Origin of the sequence: Posidoniimonas polymericola, assembly GCF_007859935.1 — a bacterium.
In the GTDB taxonomy this organism is placed as follows: domain Bacteria; phylum Planctomycetota; class Planctomycetia; order Pirellulales; family Lacipirellulaceae; genus Posidoniimonas; species Posidoniimonas polymericola.
In genome coordinates this window covers 922,554-940,187 of record NZ_SJPO01000001.1, presented here as the reverse complement: position 1 = coordinate 940,187, position 17,634 = coordinate 922,554, and the positions used below count along the sequence as shown (strand labels likewise).

Annotated in this window: 11 protein-coding genes; 6 read left to right on the top strand and 5 right to left on the bottom strand. The window is 64.9% G+C overall.

All coding sequences use genetic code 11. From position 1 onward, the window contains the following. Positions 1 to 6 precede the first annotated feature (6 nt). The 5 genes from Pla123a_RS03735 to Pla123a_RS03715 all read right to left on the bottom strand — a co-directional run bounded on the left by Pla123a_RS03735 (position 7) and on the right by Pla123a_RS03715 (position 3,969). Positions 7 to 1,002: a hypothetical protein gene (locus tag Pla123a_RS03735; RefSeq protein WP_146584172.1), complete on the bottom strand. Its 996-nt coding sequence runs from the start codon at positions 1,000 to 1,002 to the stop codon at positions 7 to 9. A 57-nt stretch (positions 1,003 to 1,059) separates the two neighbouring features. Further along, on the bottom strand, positions 1,060 to 2,106 hold the full coding sequence (locus Pla123a_RS03730) for a hypothetical protein (protein ID WP_146584171.1): 1,047 nt from the start codon (positions 2,104 to 2,106) through the stop codon (positions 1,060 to 1,062). A 102-nt stretch (positions 2,107 to 2,208) separates the two neighbouring features. Continuing rightward, positions 2,209 to 2,481, bottom strand: coding sequence for a hypothetical protein (locus tag Pla123a_RS03725; protein ID WP_146584170.1), 273 nt, complete (start codon positions 2,479 to 2,481; stop codon positions 2,209 to 2,211). Between the two features lie 78 nt (positions 2,482 to 2,559). Beyond that, a complete protein-coding gene (locus Pla123a_RS03720) occupies positions 2,560 to 2,991 on the bottom strand; it encodes a hypothetical protein (protein WP_146584169.1) in 432 nt (143 codons plus the stop codon). A gap of 12 nt (positions 2,992 to 3,003) precedes the next feature. Then, complete coding sequence (locus Pla123a_RS03715) at positions 3,004 to 3,969, bottom strand: DUF1559 family PulG-like putative transporter (RefSeq protein ID WP_146584168.1); 966 nt, start codon at positions 3,967 to 3,969, stop codon at positions 3,004 to 3,006. A gap of 392 nt (positions 3,970 to 4,361) precedes the next feature. Between Pla123a_RS03715 and Pla123a_RS03710 the strand changes: the two genes are divergently transcribed. From Pla123a_RS03710 to Pla123a_RS03685, 6 genes are all read left to right on the top strand, one after another. Next, positions 4,362 to 4,958 carry a sigma-70 family RNA polymerase sigma factor gene (locus Pla123a_RS03710; RefSeq protein WP_146584167.1) on the top strand — a complete coding sequence of 199 codons (597 nt, stop codon included), beginning with the start codon at positions 4,362 to 4,364 and terminating at the stop codon, positions 4,956 to 4,958. After that, entirely contained in the window at positions 4,958 to 6,583 is a 1,626-nt protein-coding gene (locus Pla123a_RS03705; RefSeq protein WP_146584166.1) for a CBM96 family carbohydrate-binding protein, read from the top strand. The genes Pla123a_RS03710 and Pla123a_RS03705 overlap by 1 nt, the downstream gene beginning before the upstream one ends. A 146-nt stretch (positions 6,584 to 6,729) precedes the next feature. Further along, complete coding sequence (locus Pla123a_RS03700) at positions 6,730 to 8,454, top strand: FAD-dependent oxidoreductase (protein ID WP_146584165.1); 1,725 nt, start codon at positions 6,730 to 6,732, stop codon at positions 8,452 to 8,454. 984 nt (positions 8,455 to 9,438) lie between these two features. Beyond that, positions 9,439 to 15,708, top strand: a complete 6,270-nt coding sequence (locus Pla123a_RS03695) for a cohesin domain-containing protein (protein WP_146584164.1) — start codon at positions 9,439 to 9,441, stop codon at positions 15,706 to 15,708. 240 nt (positions 15,709 to 15,948) lie between these two features. Next, positions 15,949 to 16,536: a hypothetical protein gene (locus Pla123a_RS03690; RefSeq protein WP_146584163.1), complete on the top strand. Its 588-nt coding sequence runs from the start codon at positions 15,949 to 15,951 to the stop codon at positions 16,534 to 16,536. Between the two features lie 109 nt (positions 16,537 to 16,645). Continuing rightward, entirely contained in the window at positions 16,646 to 17,380 is a 735-nt protein-coding gene (locus tag Pla123a_RS03685; protein WP_146584162.1) for a PEP-CTERM sorting domain-containing protein, read from the top strand. The last annotated feature ends 254 nt before the right edge of the window (positions 17,381 to 17,634 follow it).

Below are 17,634 nucleotides of genomic sequence, written 5' to 3'. Positions count from 1 at the left end.
TGGCGGCTATTTTGCGGAGTCGCGTCGGGCAACACGCCGCCGCACGCCAAGCAGAGCCAACGCGATCGCCGCGGCGCCCATCGCCGATGGCTCAGGGGCCGCGACCCCAAACAGACTCAGGCCTTCCATGCTGCCTCCCGCCGCCAGGAACTCGGTTCGCCACACGTAGTAGTCCTTGCGGTCGACTACGCCGTCAAAATTGGCGTCGCCTTCGGCCTGGGTCAGCCCCGACTCGAGGTAGTTGGACCGCAGCACGTCGAAGTCCTCGATCCCCACGCCGGCGGGGGCGACAAAGTCGGCGTTGGGCGGCAGGTAGGCGGCGATCGCGGCGAACGACGGGTCGACCCCCACGCCGCCAAGCTCGTCCTCTACGCGGAAGCCCTGGGCCAGCGACAGGTTGCCTGCCGATCCGGAAAAGTCACTCAGCGAGAACGAGACCCCACGCACGTTGAAGTTTGCGAGCGGGTCGGCGACGTCGACAATCTTCAGGTCGTAGTTGCCCGGCACCAGCTGCGGGCCGTAGGCGGAGGAGCGGTCCCCGTTGTTGGCGAGCGTCAGCGAGTAGTCGCCGATCTTCCCGCCGCCGCTGTCGACCGGGAAAAACGTGACCCCTTCAGATAACTGGGTGTCGATCTCCATGAACACCAGCACGTCGTTGAGGGCGATGCCTTGCCCAAACTGGAACGTCGCGTTGGTGTTCAGCAGGCCGTCGGTGATCACGTTATTGCCCAGTGCCGTGGAGGCGTCGACTGGGTCCGTACCGCCGTTGGCGTTCCAGCCAGTGCGGATCGCGTCGGCGGCGGCGGAGGTCGGAAGGGTCAGATCGGCCAGGATCACGTCGTTCACCGTCACCGCCGACACCGTGCCGCCGTTCGCGCCCAGGTTGAGCGCAACGCTGTCGACCGCGGCGACCACCGCGTACGCCGGGGCTACCGTGATGGCGGCAAACGCCGCCACGACTGCGACTGCCGTCAGTCGCCGCGATTCGATTCTCTTTCTCATGGTTCCACCGCTGGGGTTGAAGCTGTATTGCGAGGGCGTGGGATCTGATCCGGGGACCTAGCGCTGCCGAGGTCGCCGGGCGGCGGGCGCCACGAATATGCCCGCCAGCAGCAACAACGCCGCGCCGGGCTCTGGTGCGGGCGACCAATTGATCAACGCTTCGGACCCGCCGGCCGTGAGATAGGCCGTCCGCCACAGGAAGTAGTCTTGGTGGTCCACGAAGCCGCTAAAGTCGACGTCGCCCTGCCCGTGGGCCTGCTCGGTCAAGAAGTTGTCGCGGATGATCTCGAAATCACTGATCCCGACACCCGATCCGTCGAGGTCGGGGTTGGGCGGCGTGACCGGCGTAACGTCGGCAAACGAGTCGCCGAAGCGGAGCTCGTCAAGCACAAACGGGGCGCCATTCTGCGAGGCGATGCGGAACGACTGGAAGTCCGCAGTGACGTTGCCGTCGGCGTCAGAAGGGGGCTCCACGCCACCGAGCACCGGATTGACGAAGATCTGGATTTGATCCTCGTTGTTCGCGCTCGTGTTCGAGCCGCCGCCGAAGACCACGCGGCCGACCAGCAGCGCGGTTTCGCCGTCGGTCGGCGTGACATTCGACTCAACGTGATTTGCCACGTCGAGGTCGGTGAAGCCGTAGATCTCGCCCCCTTGGTTGCGGGCCACGAGGCCGAAATCCGGATCGGCCGCGGCGTCGCCGGCGAGCGGGTCGGTGTAGAACGATAGGCCCACGAAAGGCGTGCCCGTGTAGGCCCCTGGTCGGACTAGGTAGCTGAACCAGAACTCACCGGTGGCGGTGCTCGACGGGTTGTTGTACGCGGCGTCCAGGCCACGAAAGTTGAGCGTGGTGCCGCCGGCGGACATGTCGACCGCGCCGCCGGAGGTCTGCAGGTTGGCGTAGGTCAGGCCGGCGCCCGACACGGTTCCGCCGTTGCTGCCGCTCTGCGTCCACGCGGTGCTAAAACCCGGGTCGGAGGCAGACCCGCGGCCCGCCAGGGAGCCGGCCGGGTAATCAAAGCCGTCGTAGCCAATCAGCACGGCGTGCGCCGGAGCAGAAAGGGCCGACAGGAAGAGCGTTGCAAGAGCTAGGGTTCTTCGCATTGGTAGATTCCAAAAGGCGGAAGTTAGGCTGAGCGGGACGCAAGCCGCGTCTGGTTAGCTGCTGCGGCGTCGCCGTGTGAGCGACAGCAGCGTCGCGAGCAGCTACGAGCCCGCGGGCTCTGGAACGTTGGTGGGAACCGCCGCGCCGGACTCGACGTGGTCGGAGCCGGTGTCCAGATCGGTGAACCCGTACTCCAGCCCCGCCTCGTTACGGTCGACGATCTCAAAGTCCGGGTCGGCAGCCGAGTCGCCCGCCAGCGGACACGCGGCGTAACGGAAGACGTCGTAAGCGAAGAGCGCTGCGTTGGCCTGACTAAAGGTCGCCACTGCGGCGAGCGCCAGCAGGATAACAAGGTTTTGCTTGGTGTCGTCCATTTGCTGGGATCACGTGACGAGACAAAGGTGCGGTACAGCAGAAGCAGGAGTCAAGAGAGAGCGGCCGAGCGGCGGCCGCTACCGGGAAGGGTCTCGATTGCTAGTCAGACGCAAGTCGTAGGGGCCTGGGTTGTCCAGAGAAACGTCGACCGTCAGACCGCTCTGGTCAAAGTCGGTGTAACGCTCTGGGACGAGCAGCCGGCCGAGCCCCACCTCGCCCGACCCGCCATCGGACGCGGCACGCGCCGACACGCGCACTTTGCTAACGCCTGTCCGCACGCCGTCTGCCTCGCCGAGAGTTTGCAGCGAGTAGCCGCCATCCGCCGCGATGTTCGACCTCGCCATCGGGCCGGTCGGCGGTTGAAACATCACGACGCCAGAGCTGAGCGGTTGGTCGTCGAAGTACACCGTGCCGCTGACCGGCGTGTACTCGCCCGACTCGCTGCACCCGGCCGCCGCGATCAGCAGCAGCGGGAACACCCGGCAATAGGAATGACTATTCTTGATCATCGATGCATTTCGCTACTGATCCAAAACCTCGCCGCCGCTGACGGAGCAGCCCGCCTTGAACAGGTCGAGGCTGATCCCGTCCACCAGGAAGTCGACGCTCCCGTCGAGTCGAGAAAACAGGGTTCCGCCCGGGTGGAAGCTGCCAAACGGCAGGTGGTTGAACGGCCACTGATCGGCCTCGCGGTCGATGGGCGTGTTCGGCGTGAGGGCGGCAACCTTCGATTCGTACGAAACCCGGTTGTCGCCAGACAGGAGTGGCGAGCCCATCCAGGGGCGGATGTTCCCTGGCAGCTCCGAGTAGAGCCCCGGCAGGCGGTCCGTGTGCACGAACTCGCCAAACAGGTAGGTGTTGCTCAGGCCGTCGGTTACTTCGCGCAGCTTGCGGTTTTTCTCGCCCCAACGAAACACCCCGTTCCGGGCCAGCGCGCCGTAGTTTGGCGATGGGTCTCGTTCCTGGCGGACTTCGACGAACGCCCCGCCGTTGCCCTGGTAGGTCGTGAGCGCGCCGTTCTTGCTGGCTGACGGGTCGTCGCGGATGAGCGGCGACTCGGGGTAGCTGGGGCAGACGTAGTCGTCGACGACCTCGAACCGCATCGGGTCGTTGCGGGCGCTGTAGGTCGTGGTTTCGAGGTCGATCTGGTCGAAGAGACTCTCCTGCTCGATGTACGGAAGCAGGTAGGTAAAGACGCCGTGCTTGCCCTGCCCTGGCGTGCCGGGCGGCAACTCGCCGGAACGGGTAGTGGCGTAGTTCTGAGTCGCCAGCGCCAGCTGTTTCAGCTTGTTGGTGCACGTCGAGCGGCGCGCTGCTTCACGGGCCGCCTGCACGGCCGGCAGCAGCAGCGCCACAAGCACGCCAATAATCGCGATGACGACCAGCAACTCCACGAGCGTGAAGCCCCTACGCCGCCACTCGACGACGCCGCGCGAGCTTACACAACAATAACGCCGCTTCCAACCTGGGAGCAGTGCGGCTGACATACCCGCCCTTTCGAATTCGATCGCTTGCCTCGCTGCGGGCAGACGGCGGCACGCGAATGACCGCCCAGGAGTGCGCGAAACAAGATCGCGGCATAGCGACCGCTACGCCTCACACCGCCCGGATGCGAAGATAGATTTCAGTTGAGAAGTAATCGCCTTCTGACAGGCAATAGTCGTTCAGGGCAGAGTTATGAAAAATTCGATGAAGAATTGCTCACACGAAATCGGAACGCGGCGGCCTTTTCCGTTCGCCCAGGGCGGGTAGACTGACAAACCGCCGAGGATCGAGAAATTAACCCATAAAACGCCCGCCCCGAGGCTATTGCCCAACAAGCGATGTACTGTCGTGACAGTACTTCTGTGAATCGTACCGCGGCTATGCATGCAGACCAATGAAGGAAGACCAATCAGGCGGGGCGGATGGTGAGGGGTCCGCTCTTCAGACGCGGGGGCTCGATGAAGAGCTATTCATCTCGCTGATCGTCCGGTACGAGCGGCGCGTCAGCGCGTTCATCAAGACGCTCCTCCCGCTCGACGCCGAAGTGGACGACCTGCTTCAGGAGGTGAGCGTCGTCGCCTGGCAGAAGTTTCGAAGCTTTACCTACAAGGGTCAGTCGCCCGACGAGCCCTTCGTGAGTTGGCTCTGCACCATCGCAAAGTTCCAGGTGTTGTGCGAGCGGAAGAAGCGTGCGTCGAAGAACGTCGTGGTCCCGTTCGACGATTCTCTCGTAGAAGAGCTCGCGACGCTGCAGCTCGAACAGGCGAGTTACTTTGAGGAGCGGCGGCAGGCCCTTGGCGAGTGCGTCAAGAAGCTCTCACCTCAGGAGCGGGAGATTGTGCGTCTGCGGTTCGGCCTCGGCCAGTCCATTCCGGCGATCGCTGATTACCTGGGACGCAAGCAGGTGACCGCCTACCAGACCGTCGCGCGGATACGCGTTAAGCTATCAAACTGCGTCAGGCTCACGCTGAATCGCGAGGAGTATTCCTGATGGAATCGAACGAGTCGAGAAACCCTGCTGGTGATGAACCGCGTCGGCAGCTCCACACACTGTTGGCGAAGATGTGGGACAACGAGCTCACCGCTCAGGACGCTGTCGAGCTGGGGGAACTGCTGCAGAGCCACCCAGGGCTGCGTCAGGAGTACCTCGAGGCCAAGCTCTCTCAGGAAACGCTGGTCGACCTCTGCAAGCGGTGGGACGTCGCGGCGCTGGACTATTCACCGGTGGTCGGCACACCGGCGATCGGCGCCAAGAGAAGCTCACTGGCTTCCCTAGCCGGCGATCCCACCGCCGGTCCTGCCGCTCAGCCGCCGCGCCGCCGGTACCGCCCAACCCACTGGCTGGCGGGCCTGTCGGCCGCTGCGGCGGCGGTCGCCGTTGGCGTTTGGATTGGCCAGGCCTGGCAGACCGGTCGCACGGCCGGGGGGGCGGCGCCTCCCGCCGAGGCAGAACGCATGCTGGTGGCGAGGGTGGTTGACGCCGTCAGCTCCGAGATGGCGGAGCTCGTGCCGGAGTTCCGCGGCCGCGAGATCGCCGCGGGTGAAGTCCTGGAGCTCGAGTCGGGATTGACGGAACTCCGCTTTCACAGCGGCGCCAACGCCCTGCTCGCCGGCCCGGCCCGCATGACAATCGAGGGGCCCTTGAAGGTGAAGCTCGGCTTCGGGCGGCTCACGGTCCGGATGGACGAGGGCGTCGACGGGTTTCAGGTCGTCACCCCGGATGGCCAGGTGACCGACTTGGGCACCGCGTTCGGCGTGAGCGTGTCGGACGGGCAGCAGTCGCAGGTGTCGGTATTCGAGGGCGAGGTTGAGTACCAGTCCGAGAAGAGCAAGGAGCCGCCGACGAAACTTGTCGCGGGCGAGGCGGTGCGGTTCGGCCCTGCCAACGGCCCCGAAGCACTCACCGACGTGCCCCATCTGGCGGGCCTGAAGGACATGTCGCTCAAGCGGCCGTGCGTCCGCCTGCCGGCCTACAAGGACTCGTACGTCCGCAACCGTGAGCTGCGCGAGCACAACGAGCTGCGGAACTTCGGCTCCGACTCCGAGCTGCTGATCAAGTACGAGGTGGCGGAGTTCCCGGCGACGCGTCGCGTCTGGCTGGGGTTTGACCTCAGCGGCATCGCCTGCGAGGACCTGATCGGGGCGCGCCTCCGCTTGTCGGTGCTGCCGAACCACCTGGCGGAGGAGTACCGACAGTCGAAGAATCAACCGTACACCGAGTCGGACACCGCCTGGCAGTTTGAGGTCGCCGGCCTGTGGGACGAGTTCTACGACGACTGGCAGGAAGATCAAATTACCTGGATGAACGCGCCTGGTAACGCCCCGAACGAAGCCTCGGGCCGACTGACGGGTCCCCATGCGCCGGTGTCGCTGGGGACCTTTTCGATCAGGGGGAGCGGCCAACGGGGTGACGAGATCGTGGTCGTCGGAGCCAGGCTCCTAGAGTTCCTCCGCAACGACAGCGACGGCAAGGTGACCCTGGTCGTCTCGCGTCGCACGCCCAGCTTCCTGGGCGCAGGCCAAGACGTTATCGTTCACGGCTTTGCTAGCCGAGAGCACCCCGACTTGGCTCCGCCAACCCTCGAGCTGTGGGGGAAGACGGCCGCGTCGCCCTAGCGCCCCCTTCGTTCAAACGGCTGCCCCCCGGACTGGGCAATCCTCGCCAACCTCGATCCACGACCTAGCGCTGACGAACGCCAATCAATCGAATGCCAAAACACCTCGCGAAGCGACTACCTCGATCAGCAGCCCGCGCCGTGGCAATGGCATCGATCTTCTGCCTAGGATTAGGCCACCAGGCGAACGCCGCTACCTCCAAGAGCCAGGAGCAATCGATCCAGGCAGAAATCGTCGTCTACGGCGGCGCGTCGGGCGGCGTCTCTGCCGCTGTGCAGGCCGCGCGGATGGGGCGCCAGGTGGTGCTCGTCTCGGAGTACGACCACCTAGGCGGGATGACCAGCAGCGGACTCGGCTGGTCGGACATCGGAAACGAGTCGATCCTGGGCGGCGTCTGCCGCGAGTTCTACCACCAGGTCTACCTGCACTATCAGCAAGACGAAGCTTGGAATATCCAGCCCCGGGCGAGGTTCGCGAACCGCGGCCAGGGCGTTCCCGCACTCAACGACCGGACCGAGCTGGCGTCGGTCTTCGAGCCGAAGGTCGCCGAGGCGGTGTTCGACAAGCTCGTTGCCGATGCAGGCGTGCGGCTGGTGTTTGGGCGGCTCGACCTGCGGCGGGGCGTCGATAAACGGGGCGCCCGTATCACGGCTCTCCACCTTGAGGACGGCCGCACTGTTAGGGGCCGGGTCTACATCGACGCCTCGTACGAGGGCGACCTGCTCGAAGCCGCCGGCGTGTCATTCGCCACCGGCAGAGAACCAAACTCTGCCTACGGTGAAACGAGCAACGGTATTACAGGGCTCGAGTACGGCAATCAGCTGGTCGAGGGAGTCGACCCCTACCTGGCGCCGGGCGACCCCACCAGCGGCTTGCTGCCCGGCGTCAACCCGTCGCGCGGCGGGCCGATCGGCAGCGGCGACCACCGGATCCAGGCCTACTGCTACCGGATGGTGCTGACTGATGCGCCGGGCAATCGCGCGCCGATCGCCAAGCCCGCTGGCTACGACGCGGCTGACTACGAACTCCTGTTCCGCTGCATTGAAGCAGGCCAGACCAGCCGGTTCTTCAAGAACGACTGGATGCCCAACCGCAAGACCGACTCGAACAACGCGAGTGGCATCTCAACCGACTACATCGGCGCCAACTACGGCGACGACTGGAACTGGGCCACCCTCAACTACGCCCAGCGTGAGGAGCTCGCCAGCCGCCACCGCGACTGGCAGCTCGGGATGCTGTGGACGCTGCAGCACCACCCTCGGGTTCCGAGCAGCGTCCGCGAGCGGTGCTCAAAGTGGGGCCTGGCCAAGGACGAGTTCGTCGACAACCAGAATTGGCCCTACGTAATCTACATCCGCGAGGCAAGGCGGATGGTCTCTGACTTTGTGATGACCGAGCGACACTGCTGCGGGCTGGAGCCCGTGGCCCACTCGATCGGAATGGGCGCCTACACGCTCGATTCGCACAACGTTCAGCGCTATGTCCATGACGGAATGGTGAAGAACGAGGGCGACATACAGAAGCGCATCCAGCGGCCCTACTCCATCCCGTATCAGGCAATCATCCCCCGAGAGCCGGAGTGCGACAACCTGCTGGTCCCCTGGGCGCTCTCTGCGTCGCACATCGCGTTCGGGTCCATCCGCATGGAGCCGGTGTTCATGGTCCTCGGGCAATCAGCGGCGACCGCCGCCGCCATCGCCGTCAGTGACAATATCGCCGTGCAGCAGGTGCCCTATCAGCGTTTGCGCGAGCGACTCGAACGCGACGGCCAGTTTCTCAGCCTGCCGGTGAACGTCGCCGCCGACAACTCCGACGCGACCGGCGCCAAGCCACCGCGCGGAGCCGTGCGCAAGGCGACCGAGAGGCTGTAGCGGCGGTCTAAAGTGTTTCCCATCTGCTGCGCGTTCGGTTTTCGGTTGGGACAAACCGCTAGTGACCTCGCTGTGAGGCCGCTTCCCAGACGAGACTCAGCCTGCCAGAGCCGAGCGATGACCGGGTGGTGTGGAAAAAAACTAGGGTCACTGCGGGTCCCATTTCTCCACCGCAAGCAAGCGCTCGCGGCGAGTTCCCTAAGTTGCTGCTCTGGCAACGACTGAGAACCCAATGCGGCGGCCCCGCTGGTCGCGTTGGGTTCATTCTAGTGGTCGCGACCCCCGGCGGCGCGGATTGGAGCGGTCTAGTTCTGCCTCGCATCCTTGGGCCAACTTCGCGGCCGGGCTTGAACCCCACCAGCGCCGTCTTTGATGTCCGTGTTCTGTGCGGCTGCCCCACCTCTTCTCACGCGTCTTTGTGGCGAGCGACTGCCCCACGATTAGCATCCGGGCAATCCGCCAGTTCGGAGGGATCCAGTTTCGTTAGCTGATTCCCGCCCGACCATTAAGTAGAAGTGAGTAGCCGAAGCAGCGTGGCAGAACGGTCGCCGACGCTCAATCGCCGCTGCGCGATCGCGTATAATTCGGCAGCTGCAAGCTCGATCCCCGTTCGGCCGACAAGCCTAAACGATGCTTGCGAGGCTGCGCTTGTTGTTTTGGTTTGGCAGACATCGATGCTTGCTGAACGCGTGACTCGCTGCGAACGCTGGCCAGGAGGCTCGAAGGGGCGATGTGGTCGCTCAATGACCAGCATTCACTCTCGCACCAAACGTTTGCGGGAAGCCTCATCGGCGGCTAATCTGGAAGACTGTGTCCTGTTGGAACGGGACGCGCCCGCCGGAACAGCTAAGACCCCGTGTGGCGACCATCCCCGGGGGCGGCGCAGGCGTTTCGGGGGGGCGTCGTGTCGGACGAAGCCCTTCTGCTAGCCCTTGCTGATCGCCCGACCTGGCGCCGCCGGTCCCTTCACGCCCCACCGCTTTTATGACCCGCCACCGCACACCCAATCGCCGCGCCACCCCAGTCCGAGGGGCGGCGGCTAACGCTGCCAGAGATAGGAAGCTCGGCCTTGAGCGGCTGGAAGGCCGCCTGCTGCTGGCCAGCGACGTTTACGTCGAAGACGACTGGATTGGCACGACCCCGGGCGCCGATCCCGACGGCGCAGGGCCCGCCACCGAGTTTGGCGTCGATGCGTTTGCAACGGTGCAGGAGGGCGTCAATGCGACGGACCCTAGTGGGTTTCTTCGAATCAACGACGGAGCGTATGTCGAGAATGTCGACGTCAACCGGGCGATCACAGTCGGAGGCGGATTTAGCCTCGATGGCACGCTGACGCTTTCCGCAGGCGGCGCGGTGCTAGGCGACGGAGCGGGAACCGCCACCATTGCCAGCGGCGACCTCGCGCTCACGAGCGGGACGTTCCTCACCGCCAAGATCAACGGCCTGACGCCGGGCGTGGGCCACAACCAGTTTGTCGTGACCGGCGAGGTCGACCTGGGTGGCGCCACGCTCGACGCCTTCGGTTCCATCGCCGCAGCGCCGGGCGACTCGGTCGTCTTAATCGACAACGACGCCTCGGATGCGGTCGTCGGCACATTCGCCGGGCTCGCCAACGGCGCAACGGTGAGCGTCAACGGCCAGGACTTTCTAGTCTTCTATGACGGCGGCGACGGCAACGACGTGGTTCTGGCGGTTCCGGCCATCACCGACGTCTACGTCGACGACGACTGGGCCGGATCAACCACGGGCATCGACCCCGACGGCTCAGGCCCTGCCACAAAGTTCGGCGTCGACGCGTTCGACAACATCACCGACGCGCTCGCCGCGGTCGCCGTCGGCGGCACGGTTTACGTCTTCGACGGCACGTACACCGAGGCCCTCAACCTCGATCGCGAGGTCACGCTGCTGGCCGACACGCTCGGGGGTGCGTCCCTTGATGCGGGCGGCGCGGCGACCGGGGTGGCAGTGGCGAGCGGTGTCGTGGCGAGCGTGGCCGGATTCCACCTCTCGGGGTTCGTTGACACGGGCTTCGAGGTCGCGGGGAACCTACTGCTTGAGGACAGCAGTGTTGCGGGATCCGGGGGGGTGGGGGTCGAGATCATCGCTGGGTCGGTGGCGACGATCGAGCGTGTCGCCCTGGACGGCCTGAACACCGGGGTTGCGGTGGCCGGTGGGGCCATCCTCACTGCCAACACCTTCGGCGGAACCCTTGTCAATTCGGTAGATATCCGTATCGACCCAACCGCCAGCAGCCTCGGCGTTGCTGGCAGCAATACCCTCAGCGCGGCCGACTACTATATCGAGAACCTCGCCGGGCTGGCACTCGACCTAAGCGGCGCGCCGGCGACGCTGTTCGACCAGACCGACAACTTCCGCATCGAGGACCGGCTGTTCCACGCCCCCGACGACGGGGCCAGCGGCTTGGTGCGTGTCGCGGCCGGTCAGTTATTCGTCACCACACCGGGTACGGGCGCCTCTGACGAGTCTATCCAGGCAGCAATCGACGCGGCCGACCCTGGCGACGCCATCCGCGTCGAGGCTGGTCTCTACGTAGGCGACCTCTCGATCACGACCGCCGGCGTCGAGCTGGCGGGCGCCGGCGCTGGGGTGAGCATCCTTGAGGGGGTCGCCACCACCCCGCAGGCGAGCTTCCCGCTCGCCTCGCCCAACATCAATGTCTTGGCGGGCGGCGTTTCGATTCACGACTTCACCATCCGCTCGCCCGATGTCCCGGGGGGGGAATACGCCAGCGGGCTCTTGGTCGACAGCCCCAACGTGGAGATCTACAACAACGAGTTTGTCTCCCGTCAGAACGACGCCGCCCCAGTGGGCACGAACGACAGCCTGACCAACGTCGCCATCCAGACCTGGTCAGGATCGAACTCCGGAAAGGCGAGCAACGTCGACGGTCTGTCGATCCACGACAACGCCTTCGACGGCGGCGGCAAGGGCTACTATGGTCTGTTCGTCAACCCGCAGGCGGACCCGGTCGTGGACGCGATCTCGATCGCCGACAACACCTTCGTCGGGAACATCTGGCGGGCAATCGAGGTCGAGCGGAGCAACGCGTCCATTAGCGGCAACACCATCACACCGAGCGTCGAGACCCTGCACGCCTGGGGCGGCTCAGGGATCTCGGTCCGCAACTTTACGGGCGACCCAATCGTCGACGTCACCCTGACAGGCAACATCATCACAGGCGCTGACGGGGCGGCCGGCCAGGGTTTCGCCAATGGCGTCCTGCTCGGCTACGGAGCCGAGCCCCTGCAGGTAGCCATCGACGCGTCCAACAACCTGGCGGGGCACGACGCCGGCGTCCGCATCAATACGGGTGATATCAACCTCGTCGGCGGAACCCTGTCGGGCAACACAACAGGCCTGGTCGCCACTGGCGGGTTGATCACTGTGGACGGCGCCCAGTTCTCCGGGAACACCACCGGGGTGCTGATCGGCGCCGGCGCCGCGGCCAGCCTGACCGGCTCCAGCGCGGCAATCACAGGTGGGGAGATTGGCGTCGACTTGGACGGCGGCGCCGCGTTAGTCCAGGGCTACGACCTGAATGGCAACACAATCGGTGTCCGGGTACGCAGTGACGGACGCGCGGACCTCGGCCAGTCGCCGTCTGGCGTCGACTTCACCGGCCTGGGGGTCAGCAGCGGAGGGAACGACTTCTCGCTCTACACGGCCCCGGCGTCGGAGCTAGTGGGCGCGGTGGTGAACCTCAACACGGGCGGCGACTACTTGTCCGGTGGACCGCAGGGAATCGGCGGCCCGAGCTTCTTCGACGTCACGGCCCACGGCAACCTATTCAGCACGACGTTTTCCTCCCAGGCCGACGCCGACACGGTCATCTACCACGACGTCGATGACCCAACGCTTGGGTTCGTCGACTTCACGGGCCCGCAAGACTTGGTAGTGAGCCTGGACGATCTGCCAACGATCACGACCAGCTTGGCGATAGACGAGGGGGGCGCCATCGCGGTGCGCGGCGAGTTTGCCAACACGCCGCAGGCCCACGTCGTCACGATCAGTTGGGGCAGTGGCGGCCTCGACACAGTGATTGCTCTGGCCGAGGGAGAATTTTCGTTCACGGCCGAGTCGCCCGCGGGGGCCTACTCCGACGACCCCGACGGACCCAACCAGCTGGCCTCGTTCGCAATCACAGTGCTGGTTGAAGAAGTCTTGGGACTCGAGTCGACAGCGGACGCCAGCCTGAGCGTGGACGTCGGCAACGTGGCGCCCTCGGTCCCGCTGGCGGACGCGGACGGGGACAACCAGATCGACGAAGGGCAGCAGTTCAACCTGCTGCTGGGGCCGGTGATCGACCCGGGCGACGACGCGATCAGCGCCTACCAGATCGACTGGGGCGACGGCACGCCGCTGCAGTTTGTCACCGGGGACGCCCTGCTTGCTACCGCTGCCCAGACGCACCTCTACACGGACGGGCTGGCCTCGCCGGAGCGGATGATCACGGTCGACGTCCTCGACGAAGACGGCACGTGGCACGCCGCCGGCACGCTCGCGATCTCGGTCAACAACGTCGCGCCCACGGCGACAAGCTTCCTGCCCTTCGACAGCGTGGTCAACGAAGGGTCCACCACGACGGTTTTTTTCGCGGAGCCTTACGCCGACCCGGGCGCTCAGGACGCCCCGCTACACTTCGCGTACGACTTTAACGGAAATGGTGTGTTCGGCGAAGCAGGCGAGCTCGGCGACGGCGCGTACGCCGGGTCTACCGCCACCCCTTACGCAGTAGTCCCTGCACAGTTCCTGGCCGACGACGATGACGGCCCGCGGGCCATCCGGGGACGCGTCATCGACAAGGACGGCGGCTTCACCGAGTACCAGCTAACGATCGGCATCGTGAACGTTGAGCCGGTAGTCGAAGCCGGCGCCAACGACGCGGCGTTCGTCGGCGCCCCGGTCGATCACGTGGTCTCGTTCACCGACCCCGGAGCCGACCAGGACTGGACGGTAAGCGTCGACTGGGACGGGGTGGCGGGTTTCGACGAAGTGTTCACCGTCTCGTCCCGGGTGTTTAACCTCAAGGACCTCAGCGGCTACACCTACGGCGCTGGCAAGCTCGGCCAGACGTTCACGGTAACAGTGCAGATCGACGACAACGACGGCGGAGTCGACGCTGACACGTTTGACCTCACGATCGTCGAGGACACGCTGCAGGTGGTCAACGTGGCCGTCAACCCTAGCGGCGTCGACGTGCGTTTCAATCGCGCGATCGACCTCTCGGTGCTGAACCTCTACGACGGGTTTGCCGACTCCACACCCGACGCGGCCGACCTGCTGCTCGTGGGTCAGAACGTGGGGCCCGTCCGTGGGTCCCTGCTGTGGGACGCGTCGAGCAAGACGCTGAGCTTCCTCAAGACCGGTGGCGTCTTTGAGGCGGACACCTACACGCTGACCCTGTTCAGCGGGGCCCACACGCCAGCCGTTGGGGGTAGCATCGCCTTCCAGGATACTGCTGGCGCCGATCTAGACGGCAACGGCGATACGATCGCTGGAGACGACTTTACAACCACTTTCGTCGTGGAGCCATCGCCACGGACGCTGGGCCTCCCCGACTTTGCACGCGGGCCCGGACAGGCGATTGATCTGAGCCCGACGACCACGGGCCCCGGCACGCTCGAGCTGCCAATCACGCTCAGCGACGCCAACGGCATCTACGCGGTCGACTTCGACCTCGTGTACGACCCGGCCGTGCTGTCGGTCAGCGTGCCCAACAACAACGTCCCGCTCGGTCCAACCGTTCCGTCCGGCTGGAACGCGGTGGGCAACTTCATCGCGCCGGGCAGGCTGCGGGTGTCGGTCACCGGCACCCATTCGCTCACGGGGGCGAACCTGCCAATCGTTGACCTGGCGGCGTCCGTGCTGCCGACCGCCGCGTACGGCGCCATGCACCGAATCCGTATCGAGAACCTCAGCATCAACGAGGGATTGATCGATTCCGTCGCCGACGAGGCGCTGCACAAAGTCGTCTTTGTCGGCGACGCCAGCGGCAGCGGCAACTACACCGGCTACGACGCGTCGCTGATCTCGCGGGTGCTGGTTGGAATCGACTCCGGCTTCGAGGCCTACGACGACACCGACCCGCTGATCATCGCGGACGTCACGCAGGACGGCACCATCTCGGGGCTCGACTCGTCACTGGTGAACCGCGAGGCCCTCAATCGGAATGGCGACCCGCTGCAGGTGCCAGAGATCCCACCAGTCCCGGCAGGCGGCGTCACGCACGCACCGGGCCTCATCGACCCGCAGCTGAGCGTGCCAGCCGGCGTCCTGATCAACGGCGATGGTGTCGTCGTCCCCGTGGGCATCGATGTCATGCCGATAGAAGAAGGCGGGGTGATCGCGGCGACCTACACGCTGCAGTACGATGCGACCGCACTCAGCTTTGAGGAGGCCCAGCTTGGCGCCGCGACCGCCAGCGCCGATGGCTGGAACATCGACTACTACGAGTCGGCCCCCGGTGTGTTAGTGGTTTCGCTGTACGGTACCGCCGCGCCGCTTCCGACCGGCGCCGGTGAGATCAGCCGCCTGGCGTTCGAAGTGCTGGGGAGCGCGGAAGCGACCACGCCGCTGGACCTCGAGCCGGCCGATGCCGCCGACGCGGCGCTGCTGTGGACGGCAGTCGACGGATCGATCGACCTCTCGAGACTGGCCGGCGACTACAACAGCGACGGCCGCGTCGACGCGGCCGACTACAGCCTTTGGCGTGGTTCCCAAGGCGCCGCAGTACCGGCCTTTACTTCGGCCGACGGGAACGGCGACGGCATGGTGGACAACGCCGACCGGGCGGTGTGGCGGCAGAACTACGGCGCCACATTGCCGGCACCCATCCCTGCGCTTGCCCCTGCGTTGGAAGCCCCCATTGCCGCGAGCGCGCCAATCGACTCCGACTCGGCGGAGCTAGAGCCCCCTTCCGCCGCCGCGTCCGAAACCTCGTCGAGCTCGCAAAGTCTGGAAGCCGCCCTAGTGGATCCTCCGTTTAACTTGCTGGCGCCGCCGCAGCCAGCTTCAGCATCGCGGTTAAAACCCAATCCTGCGACGGCCCAAGACGCCCCCCAGATCAATGTAAACAACGCATTGATGCTCCACACGAAGAGAACACTCATCGAAAGCTTCTGGCACCAAAGCACTTACGCCGACCGAGACAGGCTCCACAACCCAGTCAACGACGGCCATCTGGCCGACGCGTATTTTGAAGAGCTCGGGAGCTGGTTTGCCCCTCAGGTCTGATACGCTGATCGCCCAACTGCCAGTTTGCAGCGTCGCCGCCCGGCTGGAACCGAAGCCACGAAACATTCTTTGAATTTGGTGAGTAGATCGCTTGCTTTGCCATGACGCGTCTGCTTGAATACACTCACTGCTCTTATCCGCACCTTCCGCACCCAATTCTGTTCGCCCCCAGCTCGACGCAACACGGGCGACTTGAGGAAACACCCAATGATGAAGCGCCATTCTTTCGCTGTAGCTGCGATGCTGATCGCTGGTCTGATGGTAGTGCAGACGGGACAGGCCGGCGTGCTGAGCGGCAACGGCGCCGCGCTTCCTGGCTGGACCGGAACCGTGCCTTACGACAACGGCAACAACCTTTCGGGCTCGATTGATTTCGCCGTCTTCACGGCCGCCGATTTCAACGCCAACTTCGGCGGAATGGGTTATGTGCCGGGCGACGCGTATGTCTACACCTACCAGACCAACAATGCCGGCTCCGATAACTTCTCGCAACTGACCGTCGGCATCACCAATCCGGCGAACACGATCGGCACCTTCAACATCGGCGACGTCGACACCTCGTCCTCGCTGTTTGATGGTTCCGGTAACGCCGAGTTCCAGTTCTTGAGCCCGGCGGTCGCGACTGGCCAGTCCAGCTACGGGTTGGCCTTCTCGGCGCCGACGCTCCCGATTCAGCTGGGCGGCATCATCTCGGATGGTGGTGGAGCCATTCAGATCGCCCTACCCTCGCCAGGCACGGTCCCCGAGCCGGCGGCCGCTTGCCTGCTGGCCCTCGCCGGCGGCGTTGCGGTCAGCACTCGGCGTAGCCGCGTCGCTAAGCAGTCGTAGCGGTCTGTTCTGTTTAACCTACCCAATCGAACTGCAGCACCAGGCCGAATTACGGACTGATCACCACAAGCAGCAGTTCGCAATTAGTTGAAAAGAGGGAGCTGAGCTAATGACGACTTGCAACAGGATTTCTTCCCTTCTGCTGGCTCAATTGCTGCGTAAGCAGCTTGTAGTAGCGGCAGCCCTCCTCGTGACTGCGGCTGGATCCGCCTTCGCCGGAACCCTGGCTACGACTTCCCTGGCTTACAATGACGGGGCGGGTCCCGATGGCGGCATATGGCGCGGCAGCGTCACCGTGTCCGCCACCTCGTTCACCAATGACGAAGTTGACGCCGTTGTCGACTTCGCCGTCTTCCCACCGGGCCCCCGGTTTCAGCAGTACCTGGACGACAACGGCTACGCGGGCGTCGATCCGTCCAATGGCGATGCCGTTTACGCCTACCAGATCAGCTCAGTGTCGGCTGCGGTGCCGGGTATCGGTTCGCTGTCCGTCGGTATCGACGCCTCAGACATCGTTTCCCTGATTACTTCGGTCGCTACCGGCGTCGCGGGAGAGGTCTCCCCCACGGCCGACTCCAACCAGGGCGGCACGTCGGCGTTCTGGAGCTTCGGCAACCCTGTCGGCGTTGGAGGCCTCAGCTCTATTTTGGTGATCACCAGCCCCACCGTGCCGGCCTACGACACCCTCCAGCTGACCTCCGGGATCGCCGGTCCCAACCCAAGCCCACTTGTGCCGAGCCCCACGGACAGCCTCGAGCCGTTCCGTGAGGTGCCCGAGCCAGTATCAATTGGCTTGCTGATGAGCGTCGCACTGTGCGGTGTTTCCCTGAGGTGTAAACGGTAAGAAGCTTCCGCTGCTTCCCCCGGATATGGCGGCGTGGTTGCTCAGGTTTTGCTGTTCTGGCAGCGATTATTGTTCGCTATGCTGAAAGGTTGCCCCGTGCGAACGGCAGGTGCAATCCACAGCCTAAACTCACCTGATCAGGCACACCTCGTTCCAGCTAGCGACTGCGGAGGTCGTCCGGCGAACTCAGCGCAGTAGTCTGGGCGAGCCGTGTGCAATGCGACTCCGGCGGTGCATCGTTCCTAGAGCGCTAG

What these genes read in the sequence shown, in the direction of transcription:
- Pla123a_RS03735 (WP_146584172.1), bottom strand. Translation starts at nt 1,002, where the DNA reads ATGAGAAAGAGAATCGAATCGCGGCGACTGACGGCAGTCGCAGTCGTG.
- Pla123a_RS03730 (WP_146584171.1), bottom strand. Translation starts at nt 2,106, where the DNA reads ATGCGAAGAACCCTAGCTCTTGCAACGCTCTTCCTGTCGGCCCTTTCT.
- Pla123a_RS03725 (WP_146584170.1), bottom strand. Translation starts at nt 2,481, where the DNA reads ATGGACGACACCAAGCAAAACCTTGTTATCCTGCTGGCGCTCGCCGCA.
- Pla123a_RS03720 (WP_146584169.1), bottom strand. Translation starts at nt 2,991, where the DNA reads ATGATCAAGAATAGTCATTCCTATTGCCGGGTGTTCCCGCTGCTGCTG.
- Pla123a_RS03715 (WP_146584168.1), bottom strand. Translation starts at nt 3,969, where the DNA reads ATGTCAGCCGCACTGCTCCCAGGTTGGAAGCGGCGTTATTGTTGTGTA.
- Pla123a_RS03710 (WP_146584167.1), top strand. Translation starts at nt 4,362, where the DNA reads ATGAAGGAAGACCAATCAGGCGGGGCGGATGGTGAGGGGTCCGCTCTT.
- Pla123a_RS03705 (WP_146584166.1), top strand. Translation starts at nt 4,958, where the DNA reads ATGGAATCGAACGAGTCGAGAAACCCTGCTGGTGATGAACCGCGTCGG.
- Pla123a_RS03700 (WP_146584165.1), top strand. Translation starts at nt 6,730, where the DNA reads ATGGCATCGATCTTCTGCCTAGGATTAGGCCACCAGGCGAACGCCGCT.
- Pla123a_RS03695 (WP_146584164.1), top strand. Translation starts at nt 9,439, where the DNA reads ATGACCCGCCACCGCACACCCAATCGCCGCGCCACCCCAGTCCGAGGG.
- Pla123a_RS03690 (WP_146584163.1), top strand. Translation starts at nt 15,949, where the DNA reads ATGCTGATCGCTGGTCTGATGGTAGTGCAGACGGGACAGGCCGGCGTG.
- Pla123a_RS03685 (WP_146584162.1), top strand. Translation starts at nt 16,646, where the DNA reads ATGACGACTTGCAACAGGATTTCTTCCCTTCTGCTGGCTCAATTGCTG.